The sequence below is a fragment of the Leptothoe kymatousa TAU-MAC 1615 genome (assembly GCF_018739865.1).
Lineage (GTDB): Bacteria > Cyanobacteriota > Cyanobacteriia > Phormidesmidales > Phormidesmidaceae > Leptothoe > Leptothoe kymatousa.
In genome coordinates this window covers 114,292-128,674 of the sequence record NZ_JADOER010000010.1, presented here as the reverse complement: position 1 = coordinate 128,674, position 14,383 = coordinate 114,292, and the positions used below count along the sequence as shown (strand labels likewise).

General features: G+C 47.1%; 6 protein-coding genes. 4 read left to right on the top strand and 2 right to left on the bottom strand.

From position 1 onward, the window contains the following. The 3 genes from IXB28_RS11605 to IXB28_RS11595 form a co-directional block, all read left to right on the top strand. On the top strand, positions 1-6,273 hold a 6,273-nt coding region (locus IXB28_RS11605; protein ID WP_215618763.1), incomplete at its 5' end, for a VCBS domain-containing protein. A 497-nt stretch (positions 6,274-6,770) separates the two neighbouring features. After that, positions 6,771-8,570 carry a right-handed parallel beta-helix repeat-containing protein gene (locus IXB28_RS11600; RefSeq protein WP_215618762.1) on the top strand — a complete coding sequence of 600 codons (1,800 nt, stop codon included), beginning with the start codon at positions 6,771-6,773 and terminating at the stop codon, positions 8,568-8,570. A 559-nt stretch (positions 8,571-9,129) separates the two neighbouring features. Continuing rightward, the gene (locus IXB28_RS11595) at positions 9,130-10,317 is read left to right on the top strand and encodes an AGE family epimerase/isomerase (protein ID WP_215618761.1); all 1,188 of its coding nucleotides are present in this window, start codon (positions 9,130-9,132) and stop codon (positions 10,315-10,317) included. Here IXB28_RS11595 and IXB28_RS11590 read toward each other — a convergent pair. Next, positions 10,314-10,520: a hypothetical protein gene (locus IXB28_RS11590; RefSeq protein WP_215618760.1), complete on the bottom strand. Its 207-nt coding sequence runs from the start codon at positions 10,518-10,520 to the stop codon at positions 10,314-10,316. The genes IXB28_RS11595 and IXB28_RS11590 overlap by 4 nt on opposite strands. Positions 10,521-11,631: 1,111 nt before the next feature. Here IXB28_RS11590 and IXB28_RS11585 point away from each other — a divergent pair. Continuing rightward, on the top strand, positions 11,632-12,618 hold the full coding sequence (locus IXB28_RS11585) for an RNA polymerase sigma factor, RpoD/SigA family (RefSeq protein WP_215618759.1): 987 nt from the start codon (positions 11,632-11,634) through the stop codon (positions 12,616-12,618). A 729-nt stretch (positions 12,619-13,347) separates the two neighbouring features. Here IXB28_RS11585 and fmt read toward each other — a convergent pair. Then, a complete protein-coding gene (fmt, locus tag IXB28_RS11580; protein ID WP_215618758.1) occupies positions 13,348-14,340 on the bottom strand; it encodes a methionyl-tRNA formyltransferase in 993 nt (330 codons plus the stop codon). Positions 14,341-14,383 lie beyond the last annotated feature (43 nt).

Here is a 14,383-nt window from a genome sequence, read left to right as displayed (position 1 = left end):
GATTCCGATATCGATACCAACGACATCCTCTCCGTCGACACTATCGATTCGTCTAGTACAAACGGCTCCGTTACTGACAATGGCGATGGCACCTTCTCCTATGACCCCAATGGCCAATTTGACGTTCTGGGAGTTGGTCAATCTACAACAGATTCTTTCTCTTACACAATCTCGGATGGCAATGGCGGTACATCCACCGCAAATGTCGATATCACCATCACTGGCGAAAATGATGCTCCCATTATCACACCGGTCAATGTTGATGGCACTATTGAAGAAGGCGTAACGCTTACCGATACTGGTTCACTCACCTTTGTTGATATAGACCAGGCTGATACCGCTACTGTCACTGAAATCCTTGCCAATGCCGTATGGACTGGCGGCACCCTATCTCCGGTTCAATCCACAGCCCTCGAAGCGGCCTTCTCAATCAATCCAGTCTCCTTTGCCAACAACAATGGCACTATCACTTGGGATTACAGCATTACTGAACCCGAGCTTGATTTCCTTAGCGACGGCGAAACCGTTACCCTCAACTACACTGTCACAGTAACTGATTCTGAAAATGCGGATGCCACTCAGAATGTAACTATCACCATTAATGGCACCAACGATGAACCTGTGATAGAGACAGCCACAGCAACAGGAGCAGTCACTGAAATCGCTGATGGTGTTGCGGGTGAAACCGTTGATGCTCTGACGACCACCGGTAATATCACCTTCTCCGATGTCGACATCGCCGACAATCATTCCATTACCGTCACCCCCGATGGCGGCAATGCAACTAACCTTGGGGCCCTAACGGTCACCCCAGTTAACATCAACAGCGGTGAGGGTAAAGCCTTTGACTGGACCTTCTCTGTTAATGATGCCGATGTTGATTATCTCGCAGCTGGTGAAACACTGACCCAGGTGTACACGGTCACCGTGACCGACACAGCCAACACCACAGCCACTCAAACAGTCACTATCACCATTAATGGCACCAATGATGCTCCGGTTATCGAAACTGCCGTAACCACTGGAGCGGTCACTGAAATCGCTGATGGTGTTGCGGGTGAAAACGTTGATGCCCTAACAGCAACCGGTAATATCACTTTCTCCGATGTTGACATTGCCGATAACCACTCTATTGCCGTCACCCCAGATGGCGGCAATGCCACCAACCTTGGAGCCCTAACGGTCAATCCAGTCAACATCAATAGCGGGGATGGGAAAGCCTTTGACTGGACCTTCTCTGTTAATGATGCCGATATCGATTATCTCGCGGCTGGCGAAACACTCACCCAGGTGTATACGGTCACTGTGACTGATACGGCTAATGCAACAGCCACACAGACGGTCACCATCACCATTAATGGCACTAATGATGTCCCTGTGATAGAGACAGCCACAGCAACAGGAGCAGTCACTGAAATCGCCGATGGGGCCACCGGTGAAACCGTTGATGCCCTGACGGCTACCGGTAATATTACCTTCTCCGATGTTGACATTGCCGATAACCACTCTATTGCCGTCACCCCCGATGGCGGCAATGCCACTAACCTCGGGGTCTTAACGGTCAATCCCATCAACATCAACAGCGGGGATGGTAAAGCCTTTGACTGGACCTTCTCTGTTAATGATGGCGATGTTGATTATCTCGCGGCTGGTGAAGCCCTGACTCAGGTGTACACAGTCACGGTTACCGACACAGCCAATACAACAGCCACACAGACGGTCACTATTACCATTAATGGCACCAATGATGTCCCTGTGATAGAGACAGCCACAGCAACAGGAGCGGTCACTGAAATCGCCGATGGTGCAGCAGGTGAAACTGTTGATGCCCTAACAGCGACCGGCAATATCACTTTCTCTGATGTTGACATTGCTGATAATCATTCCATTACCGTCGCCCCCGATGGTGGTAATGCAACTAACCTTGGGGCCTTAACGGTCACCCCAGTTAACATCAATAGCGGGGATGGTAAAGCCTTTGACTGGACCTTCTCGGTTAATGATGGCGATATCGATTATCTCGCGGCCGGTGAAACACTCACCCAGGTGTATACGGTCACCGTAACCGACACAGCCAATACAACAGCCACTCAAACAGTCACTATCACCATTAATGGCACCAATGATGTCCCTGTGATAGAGACAGCAACAGCAACAGGAGCAGTCACTGAAATCGCCGATGGGGCCACCGGCGAAACCGTTGATGCCCTAACAGCGACCGGCAATATCACTTTCTCTGATGTTGACATTGCTGATAATCATTCCATTACCGTCGCCCCCGATGGTGGTAATGCAACTAACCTTGGGGCCTTAACGGTCACCCCAGGGAACATCAACAGCGGTGAGGGTAAAGCTTTTGACTGGACCTTCTCTGTTAATGATGCCGATATCGATTATCTCGCGGCCGGTGAAACACTGACTCAGGTGTATACGGTCACCGTAACTGACATAGCCAACACCAAATCCACTCAAACAGTCACTATCACCATTAATGGCACCAATGATGAACCTGTCATTGATACTGCCGTAGCCACTGGCACCGTTACGGAAATCGCTGATGGGGCCACTGGTGAAAACGTTGATGCCCTGACGGCGACCGGTAATATTACCTTCTCCGATGTTGACATTGCCGATAACCACTCTATTGCTGTCACCCCCGATGGCGGCAATGCCACTAACCTTGGAGCCCTAACGGTCAATCCAGTCAACATCAATAGCGGGGATGGTAAAGCCTTTGACTGGACCTTCTCGGTTAATGATGGCGATGTTGATTATCTCGCGGCTGGTGAAACACTGACCCAGGTGTATACGGTCACTGTAACTGACACAGCCAACACCACAGCCACTCAAACAGTCACTATCACCATTAATGGCACCAATGATGTCCCTGTGATAGAGACAGCAACAGCAACAGGAGCGGTCACTGAAATCGCCGATGGTGCAGCAGGTGAAAACGTTGATGCCCTGACGGCGACCGGTAATATTACCTTCTCCGATGTCGACATCGCCGATAATCATTCCATTACCGTCACCCCCGATGGCGGCAATATTACTAACCTTGGGGCCTTAACGGTCACCCCAGGGAACATCAACAGTGGTGAGGGTAAAGCCTTTGACTGGACCTTCTCTGTTAATGATGGCGATGTTGATTATCTCGCAGCTGGTGAAACCCTGACTCAGGTGTATACGGTCACGGTTACCGATACGGCTAATACTACGGCCACACAAACAGTCACTATCACCATTAATGGCACCAATGATGTCCCTGTGATAGAGACAGCCACAGCAACAGGAGCGGTCACTGAAATCGCTGATGGTGCAGCAGGTGAAACCGTTGATGCTCTGACAGCGAACGGTAATATTACCTTCTCCGATGTCGACATTGCCGATAATCACTCCATTACCGTCACCCCCGATGGCGGTAATATTACTAACCTTGGCGCCCTAACGGTCACTCCAGGGAACATCAACAATGGTGAGGGTAAAGCCTTTGACTGGACCTTCTCTGTTAATGATGCCGATATCGATTATCTCGCGGCTGGCGAAACACTGACTCAGGTGTACACAGTCACCGTGACCGACACAGCCAATACAACAGCCACACAGACGGTCACTATTACCATTAATGGCACCAATGATGTCCCTGTGATAGAGACAGCCACAGCCACAGGAGCAGTCACTGAAATCGCTGATGGAGCTACCGGTGAAAACGTTGATGCTCTGACAGCGACCGGTAATATTACCTTCTCCGATGTCGACATCGCCGATAATCATTTCATTACGGTCACCCCCGATGGTGGCAATGTCACCAACCTTGGAGCCCTAACGGTCAATCCAGTCAACATCAACAGCGGTGAGGGTAAAGCCTTTGACTGGACCTTCTCGGTTAATGATGCCGATGTTGATTATCTCGCAGCTGGTGAAACACTCACCCAGGTGTATACGGTCACCGTAACTGACACAGCCAACACCACAGCCACTCAAACAGTCACTATCACCATTAATGGCACCAATGATGCTCCGGTTATCGAAACTGCCGTAGCCACTGGCACCGTTACTGAAATCGCTGATGGTGTTGCGGGTGAAACCGTTGATGCACTGACAGCGACCGGTAATCTCACCTTCTCCGATGTCGACATTGCCGATAATCATTCCATTACCGTCGCCCCCGATGGCGGCAATGCCACCAACCTTGGAGCCCTAACGGTCAATCCAGTCAACATCAATAGCGGGGATGGTAAAGCCTTTGACTGGACCTTCTCTATTAATGATGGTGATATTGATTATCTCGCGGCCGGTGAAACACTGACTCAGGTGTATACGGTCACCGTAACCGACACAGCTAATACTACGGCCACACAGACGGTCACCATCACCATTAATGGCACCAATGATGCTCCGGTTATCGAAACTGCCGTAACCACTGGAGCGGTCACTGAAATCGCTGATGGTGCAGCAGGTGAAACCGTTGATGCTCTGACAGCGACCGGTAATATTACCTTCTCCGATGTCGACATTACCGACAATCATTCCATTACGGTCACCCCCGATGGCATTAATACCACCAACCTTGGGGCATTAACGGTCAATCCCATCAACATCAACAGTGGTGAGGGTAAAGCCTTTGACTGGACCTTCTCGGTTAATGATGGCGATATCGATTATCTCGCGGCTGGCGAAACACTCACCCAGGTATATACGGTCACCGTAACCGACACGGCTAATACTACGGCCACACAGACGGTCACTATTACCATCAATGGCACCAATGATGTCCCTGTGATAGAGACAGCAACAGCAACAGGAGCGGTCACTGAAATCGCCGATGGTGCAGCAGGTGAAACCGTTGATGCCCTGACGACCACCGGTAATATCACCTTCTCCGATGTTGACATTGCTGATAATCATTCCATTACCGTCGCCCCCGATGGTGGTAATGCAACTAACCTTGGCGCCTTAACGGTCACCCCAGTTAACATCAACAGCGGTGAGGGTAAAGCCTTTGACTGGACCTTCTCGGTTAATGATGCCGATATCGATTATCTCGCGGCCGGTGAAACACTGACTCAGGTATATACGGTCACCGTAACCGACACGGCTAATACTAAGGCCACACAGACGGTCACTATTACCATCAATGGCACCAATGATGTCCCTGTGATAGAGACAGCCACAGCCACTGGAAAAGTTACTGAAATCGCCGATGGGGCCACCGGTGAAACCGTTGATGCCCTAACAGCGACCGGCAATATCACTTTCTCTGATGTCGACATTGCCGATAATCATTTCATTACGGTCACCCCCGATGGTGGCAATGTCACTAACCTTGGGGCCTTAACGGTCAATCCCATCAACATCAACAGCGGGGATGGGAAAGCCTTTGACTGGACCTTCTCTGTTAATGATGCCGATGTTGATTATTTGGGTCAAAACGATGTTTTAGCCCAGAGTTATACGGTCACTGTCAATGATGGTCAAGGTGGAACCGTTTCCCAAACTATTGATCTCACAATTAACGGCACTAATGATGCACCCGATGCAACGGACGATTCTGTGTCGGTTAACGAAGACTTTAGTGTGTTTGCAAATGTCTTTGACGATCTGGGTAACGGCGTCGATAGCGATGTAGACCAAAACGCTACGCTAACAGTGGTAGCAATCAATGGAAATGGCAGTACCCTTGGTTTGCAAACGTTGCTTCCATCTGGGGCACTGGTCAATCTTAATGCTGATGGTAGCTTCACCTATGATCCCAATGGTGCTTTTGGGATATTGGAGGATAGCCAAACAGGAACAGATAGCTTTACTTACACGATTGCTGATGAATTTGGTGCAGTAGATGTGGCTACCGTTAATGTCACGATTACTGGAACCGATGCCCTCATATTTGGCAATCCTGAAAATGAGCTGATCACAGGTACTGATAATGACGATATCTTAGTTGGTCGGGGTGGCAGTGATGTCTTGATAGGTGGAGGGGGTAGCGATATCTTCGGTTACCAAAGCTATGGCGATCGCATCGACCAGATTCGTGATTTTGAAGTAGGCATTGACCGCATCGATCTACACGAAATTTTCGATAACGAACCATCGAGATATAGTGCAGCCGCTGCCATTGATCGCTTTACCGAGTATGTTCAGCTCGTACAGCAAGGGGCCAATACTGAAGTACGCATCGACCTAGCTGGCAACCTAGGTGACGTCTTTAGACCCCTGATCACCATCGAAAACACCATAGCCACTAATTTGAGCGCCACTGACTTTATCGTATAAGCCCATAAATAGCCCCCAACGACCTTTTTCCATCAGTCAGGTCGCTGGGGGCTAACAAAATCCTTACATCAGGAACTATCCCAAACAATAGGAAAAGCAAAGAAAACTATGTCTAATCAAAAAAAATTGAAATGTTTCAGTATTTTTGAGTAAATAGCAACAGTCAAACTAATTCAAGCAATGATATTTTGCCTCAATTATTTTCTTTCCATTCCCAACTTTCCTGGGTATCCATGCCTTTAAGCTGATCCCGCCCCTTTCAACCAGAAACGTCTACTCCATAAACAAACACGCATGTGCATTAGAATGGCTATCCAAATATCATGGTAAAGTTTGGCAGGCAATTTCCCACCAAGTCCCGTCGTCTAAAAATTAAGGCAATGAGAAAAAAATCCTGCCTCATTCTCATAGGGGTATTCTCCACACTAGTATCTGGTAGTTTCATCGCAGTTAATGCTCAAGAATCAACTGTAGATAACAGCCCAGAACCTAGTCCTATGACTGAGGCACAAGCCGTAGACTTGGCACAGGATGAAAATAATACAACGACTACAGAAGACGCTACGAGTGAAGCTCAAACAGATAGTTCTGAACTCAGCGTTAGTCCACGTTTCTACATTAATCACAGCAGTTCAGGGGGAGGGTTCGATGGCTTCACCGGGGTAGAAGGATTTATCCCCCTCGACCAAACACCCGGTCGGAATGTTACATACTTTAATGGCAGAGTTAATTTAGATAACGATGCCAATTTTGGCAGTAATGTTATCTTTGGCCATCGTAGTTATTCTCCCGAAGATCGAACCATCTATGGTGGATATGCGGCATGGGATGTTCGTAATACTGGGTCAGAGACTTTTCACCAACTAGGGGTAGGCGTTGAAGGCTTGGGTGAAACCTGGGACTGGCGCATTAATGGCTATTTGCCCATTGGTGAAACTCGCCAAGGAGAAGGGAGCAATGGCTCACAAATTACAGGCGTTAATTTTCAAAACAATACCCTACTGCTCGATGTAGTAGATTTTAGTAATTTTCAATCAGCCTTAGGGGGACTGGAGGCTGAAGTTGGAGCAAAAATTGCAGAATTCGACAATGGTGGAGATCTACGAGCGTTTGGTGGCGTCTATTTCCTTGATGGTGAAGGAACAGACGGAACTATAGGAGGCCGTTTTCGGGCTGAGGTCCGTCCATTAGAGTCGTTATCCCTAGGCGCAGGGGTACAGTTCGACGATATTTTTGGTACAAATCTATTGTTCCAGGTTCGTTTCGGCTTACCGTTACAAGTGGCACGCAGCAGTGACGAGCCCCAGACGCCAGAACTGCTCTACAGCCGTCTAGCGGATCCCATAGTTCGCAATAATGCAATTATCATTGACCAGCAAGTGGTCAATGACTCACAAGCCAATGTAGTGGCAGTGGATCCAACCACAGGAACTGCCTATACTATTCTTCACGTTGATCCAACCACAGGGGCTGTAGCTAACGCCGGTACTTTTGAAGCCCCCGTAGATAGCATCGCTAACGCAGTGCCCCTGGCAGCGAGTGGAGATATTGTCTACGTACTGGCTGGCAATGCTGGAGGTGGCTTTACTATTCCTGATGGAGTACAGATCCTTTCCGTAGCACCGGTCCAAACCATAACGACTCAATTTGGTGATACGCAGCTGCCAGGTTCAGGTAGCGGCAGTCGACCAGTGATTGATAGTAGCAGCATCGAACTAGGTAACAACACAACACTTTCCGGATTTGAGATTACTAATGCACCTGGAGATGCCGTTTCAGGCAACAACATTAGCAATGTCACCATTCAAAATAATCTTATCAATGCAGCCCTTGGTGCCGGCATCAATCTTGAGAACGTCGGTGGTATCGTCTTAATTGAAAACAATCAACTTGAGAATAGTGTGTTTGACACGGGTATCTTCATCACAACCAGTGGTGCTGTTACCCAACAGCTTACGATTGTTGGCAATACTATTTCAGGTAATGCTGAGCAGGCCATTTTACTGCGTGCCACCGGTAATGCACAGGTAACTGCTACAGTGCAAGACAATACTATGACCGGCAATAACACCGCGGTCTCGGGCATTGAAATTGAAGCAAACAATACTGCACCAGGCTCCCTATGCCTTGATCTAAATGGCAATAACAGCGATACCAACTATCTACTGACTCTATTTCCTGATGGTCAGTTTCAGGTGGTTAATCAAGCTGATTTATCAGTTAACAATACAGGCACCGTTTCCCAAACGGATATCAGCACCTCCACAAATTTTGTGAGCGTCAATGTCTGTCCATAAACAACTGGCGTTGCTGATGCTCTGGATGATTTCAGTTGGCCTATCTAAGCCATTGGCCGTAGATTGTTTTGCCCGATAAATCAGCAACGGCAAAATCCTTTCCCTAAAAGCCAACAGCTAGAGTTTGCATTAAGCATAAACTCTAGCTGTTGGCTTTTAAAGTGGCATTACGCTGTTCATCCCAGTCGTTGCTTACAATGATTTGGCTGCCGCCGATGTCTATGCTGCGAGCTCGGCATAAACACTAAAGCACAGCAGCTCATCACAATACTAATAAAAATTGCTGTAAACAAACAAACAATTTCAGCACTCGTTGAATGGGTAATGGCACTGTGAAGAGCGGCGTTAGTAACCACCTCTTGATATTCCAAAATTTCTTGGTATTTAAGTTCGGTCAGCCCCTCAGACGTCAACATAAATTTTATCCAATCACAAAAATATTTCCTATTAGGTAGGCCCCTCTTTGTTCCTCACCGTCTTAGGGTGCCCTATTCAAATATCAACTGACTAATTAATGTTTATTGGATTGTATGGTTCTAGCAAATCGAATTTTTTATCTATGTTGATCGATCGTTTATCCAATCAAGATTTTTCTGCACTGGCAAGCCTCTACCGCACGACCTTATTGGAATCAGTTCTGCCATTTTGGCAGCAGTATTCCTTAGATCATGAGCATGGTGGCTATTTCACCTGTTTAGATGTGAAGGGAAACGTCTACGACACAGATAAGTTTATCTGGTTGCAAAATAGGCAGGTGTGGACATTTTCCATGTTATATAACCGACTAGATCAGCGCTCTGATTGGTTAGACGTGGCAAGCCATGGGGCAAACTTTTTGGCCCAGCATGGTCGGGACGAGCAAGGCAACTGGTACTTTGCCCTAGATCGCCAAGGTCGTCCATTGGTGCAGCCCTATAATATTTTTTCCGATTGCTTTGCCGCGATGGCCTTTAGCCAATATGCCCAGGCTAGCGGAGACGATCATTCCAAAGCTATCGCCCTGCAGGCCTATAAAAATGTGCTCCGCCGCCAGGATAACCCAAAAGGACGGTACAACAAGACCTATCCAGGCACTCGACCGATGAAGTCCCTGGCAGTACCGATGATTTTGGCCAATCTCACCTTAGAAATGGACTGGCTACTACCCAACGAGCAACTAGAGTCTGTCTTAGATCAAACCATTCATGCCGTTATGGCAGAGTTTTTGGATCCTGACAGCGGCCTGGTCTATGAGCATCTTGCTCCGGATGGTTCTATTCTCGATTGCTTTGAAGGTCGCTTGCTGAATCCCGGCCATGGCATCGAAGCCATGTGGTTCATGATGGATATTGGCCAACGGCGTCAGGATATGACCTTAATTAACCGTGCCATTGACACCATCCTGACAATTCTGGAACGGGGCTGGGATAGCAAATATGGAGGAATTTTCTACTTTCTAGATCGTCTAGACTATCCACCACAGCAGCTAGAATGGGACCAAAAGCTCTGGTGGGTGCATTTGGAAACCCTGGTAGCTCTACTTTTGGGCTATCGTCTTACCCAAAGAGAAGACTGCTGGCAATGGTATCGCACTGTCCATAACTATGCATGGTCACGGTTCAACGATCCAAACCATGGGGAATGGTTCGGATACCTTAATCGCCAGGGGGATGTTTTACTAAATTTAAAGGGCGGTAAATGGAAGGGATGTTTTCATGTTCCGCGTGCCTTGTACCTAGGCTGGGAACATTGCCAGGCCCTAACCTAGCGCTTAGCTTTCTTTTTACTACGGGAAGGAACAGGCCCTAATAGCTCATTAGCGCAGGTTGCCCACTGCTCCGTATACTGACGTAGCTCCTCTTCATCGACACCATGAAAAGGAAAGTCATCATCTAGTTGCTGCCAAAATTCCTTGTCGTAGCGACTACCAGGGTCATCAGACGACCCCTTGGAAGTTTTCTTAAAAGCCATATAATTCCTTGTTTAGCTGAATAGATATAAGTACTCAACTAACTTCAAGGTGCCCATTGATACACGGTGTTGCAGAGTCCTAGAGAAATTCGGGTAGTTTTGACGACAAAATGACGACAGACATTAAGTGGATTTACCAGGAATGTCCTTATTGAACAACATTAAGGGGACACCACTACGCAAAATTTCTGACTCAGAGAATTAATTTAAATCTATGAACGTTCTTAGAGTCGATCTGTTCCCAGGGGCACCGTAAATCAATGTGACACTCGTACGGATTGATTTAGCTGTCACAGTAAATCTATTTACACTAGCGACCCTAGCTATAATGTCGCCAATTCAGCTCAATGCTACATGCGCCCTCCTAGTTAACACAATAAAATTTGGTACATTTGAACTATTACGTGTTACTATCTGCCAGTAGCTGTTTTTTTAAGCTAAGTTGTTGGTTCGCTCAATGGGTTTTAAGCCTCTAATCGCTGTTAGTCCTATGGACTTCCGTGTCTCAAAATAAGACAAAGGTTGTTGCCATAGCTACAGAATTCTCCCCAAGGCATGTTTAAACTCTTGAGTCATCCAAGTTCCCTAGGTATCTGTTTATAGATCTAGATAGAGAAACCGTAAGGTCTCAATGTTGTGAATACAGGAACTCGTTTTATTGAGGAACTACAGTTCGGTTATTGCCTACGGGAAACCTCACCTAAGTGTTAAAACGACTACGTCATACTGTCGTTATAGAGATTGTCATTCATCCCATTCTCTCAGGCACATCTAATCTTAACCTATGCAGATTTCTCAGTTAGTCACTCTAATCTATAGGTAATGGAGATGTGTTCTATGAGAGATGTTCATGCCAGTCGTCGTTACCAGTTGCTAGGATAAAATAAACTCATAATGAATCCGATATAAGTCTATTGCCCAGCTATCTAGCACTGAAAAGCTCAGGTAGTTAATGCGGATACATTGAGTGATTTTTCGAACATCGCAATCCAATTTGGTTGTGTTCTACGTATAACAAGTAGCGACGTACCTGCTAACGATTTTCAACCTATGGGCAAAGGGTATTGCCCTTTGTGTCATACATTTTTCCAGCGGAGGTCCATTCTAAGCTATGTCTAAGCTGCAAGCACCACAACGAACTTCCCAAATTGTGTACAGCACTGATACTGTACGCACATATTTGCAAGAGATTGGTCGTGTGCCCCTGCTCACCCACGAAGAAGAAATTGTGTTGGGTAAGCAGGTGCAAAGGCTAATGGCTTTGCAAGGTATTAAGGATAAGTTGGACGAAGAACTAGGTTATGACGCCAGCCAAGCAGAGTGGGCAAAGGCGTCGAATGTTTCCGAGTCTGAGCTTACCCATGATTTACGTCATGGCAAACGTGCTAAGCGCAGGATGATTGAAGCCAATTTGCGTTTGGTGGTAGCTGTGGCTAAGAAATATCAGAAACGCAATCTGGAATTTTTAGATCTGATTCAAGAAGGGACATTGGGTCTAGAGCGTGGTGTAGAAAAATTTGACCCGATGAAGGGGTATAAATTTTCCACCTATGCCTATTGGTGGATTCGCCAAGCCATTACTCGAGCGATTGCTCAGCAGTCTAGGACCATTCGTCTACCTATTCACATTACTGAGAAGCTGAATAAGATTAAGCGTGAGCAGCGTGTTTTAGCGCAGAAACTGGGTCGCAGTCCTTCAGTGGCTGAGATTGGCCAGGAATTAGATTTAACGGCTGAACAGGTGCGCGACTATCTAACCATGGCGCGACAGCCAATTTCCCTGGATGTACGCATTGGAGACAACCAGGATACTGAGCTTCAGGAGCTGTTGGAAGACGACACTGCTTCTCCTGAGGATTACACCGTGCAGCAGTCTCTACGTCAGGATATTCGCAATATGCTGACCGAGCTAACGCCTCAGCAAAAGGAGGTAATTAACCTGCGCTTTGGTCTTGTTGATGGCACTCAGCTTTCTTTGGCGAAGGTGGGACAGCGCATGGGTATCAGCCGTGAGCGCGTACGTCAGCTAGAACAGCAGGCGTTGAAGCACTTGCGTCGCCGTAAGGCTACGTTCCAAGGTTACTTGGCCGCTAGCTAAGGCAAGCGTTTTAGTGCAGGCAAATACCCCTGCCTGCACTAGCGAAATAAAGATTTTTGCTGGATACCTCTAGAAATAGCCCTTGGCAGTTTGCCAAGGGTTTTTTATTGCAATTATTAAATATTTTTGCAAATAAAGCCTCAGAATGGAAATAGGATAAACCGACTAATTTAATGTTTTAGGATAGCGCCTAAACCTATCCGGGATATGCACTCCTTAGGCAGCTCAGACGACTGTTGAAAAAGTTAAACAAATGTTAAAGAGTGGGTTCCCATCGAAGGCCATGTTAACTTTTTAAAGTAGCTAAAGAGCCAGAATTAGCTGTATTTTACTGCCTGCATTCGGTTCTAAAATTTCATACTAGAGAAATAATGATCGGTATTTAAATCATTTATTTTAGATTTTTTTGCTGCCACTTATTAACAGTCCATCCTTTTTTTGATCAATCTTTTAATAAATTTATAATGTCCCCTTTTGATGGCCTGATTAACTTTTTGACCTGCCAGTTTCCCTTTTTAAAGGACTGCTATTTCAGCTTTGTTTCGGATGAAAATGTCCTTTATTTGCATTGTGATTCAACGGAGCATTGGGACATTATTTATCGCTCTAGAAACCAATTAGCCAGTTTGGATATTGGTCTTAAGAATATTATTGTGACTCGGCCTAAGGGCTCTAATGTTTGGATAAAAATGACTCCCGGCAACAGTTTCGAATAGTCACATGGGGGTTTTATGCCCCCAAAACTTCTCCGACTTCTAAGCGGCTGCCATTAGCAAAGGCCCAACCGGACTGAGCTTTTTTACCCGCTGGCTGTAGCTGTCGCAGTAGCAAATGCCCATTGCCGGTGGCAATTACCGGTCCCTGGTTTTTCCAAATGGCAGCAATGTGTCCTGGTTGGACAGGATCTAGGGCCATATAAGGGGCTTTCAGGGATTGCAGTTCGTCGGGGAGCTGCGACCAAACGTCTTCAAACAGGGGAATGGTTTCGCTAATTTTGAGTGGCTGCTGACGTAGCTGAGTGACACAACTTGGATAAAAGCCACGGATTTGGTTGTGAATATCGAGGGCAGAGCGTTGCCAGTCAATACTGTAATCTTCCTTTTTGATCAGCGGTGCGTAGGTGGCCTGGTCATCGGTCTGGGGAATGGGGCGAATCGCTTGACCATCGAGTTTGTGGAGGGTGCTTAGCAACAGCTCGGCGGTTAAGCTGGAAAGTTTTTCGGCAATGGTCCAAGCGTTATCCTGTAAGCCAATGGGAATAGTTTCTTCTAAAAGCATTGGCCCTGTATCCATGCCGGCATCCATTAGCATGGTCGTTACTCCGGTTTCGGTCTCGCCATTGTAAATACTCCACTGAATGGGGGCGGCTCCACGGTAGGCAGGCAGAATGGAGCCATGGCCATTAATGGAGCCTAGCCTAGGCATATCTAGGATTTCTTGGGAGAGAATTTGACCGTAGGCAACAACGACAAAGGCGTCGGCCTGGCAGGTATCTAAAAATTGTAGAGTCTCGGCATCTTTTTTGATTTTGGCTGGTTGCCAAACGGGAATGCCAGCTTCGGTGGCGACGGTTTTCACCGGGGAAGGGGTGACTTTGCTGCCACGGCCACGGCGTTTGTCGGGCTGGGTAACAACGGCAATGACGTTAAAGTCGGGATCTTTAAGCAGACGAACTAGGCTGGGTACTGCGAATTGGGGAGTACCAAAATAAACAACATTCATTAGGTACGGAGGGATATCTAGGGGGTAGGGCTTGTTATAGCAT

What these genes read in the sequence shown, in the direction of transcription:
- IXB28_RS11600 (WP_215618762.1), top strand. Translation starts at nt 6,771, where the DNA reads ATGACTGAGGCACAAGCCGTAGACTTGGCACAGGATGAAAATAATACA.
- IXB28_RS11595 (WP_215618761.1), top strand. Translation starts at nt 9,130, where the DNA reads ATGTTGATCGATCGTTTATCCAATCAAGATTTTTCTGCACTGGCAAGC.
- IXB28_RS11590 (WP_215618760.1), bottom strand. Translation starts at nt 10,520, where the DNA reads ATGGCTTTTAAGAAAACTTCCAAGGGGTCGTCTGATGACCCTGGTAGT.
- IXB28_RS11585 (WP_215618759.1), top strand. Translation starts at nt 11,632, where the DNA reads ATGTCTAAGCTGCAAGCACCACAACGAACTTCCCAAATTGTGTACAGC.
- fmt (WP_215618758.1), bottom strand. Translation starts at nt 14,340, where the DNA reads ATGAATGTTGTTTATTTTGGTACTCCCCAATTCGCAGTACCCAGCCTA.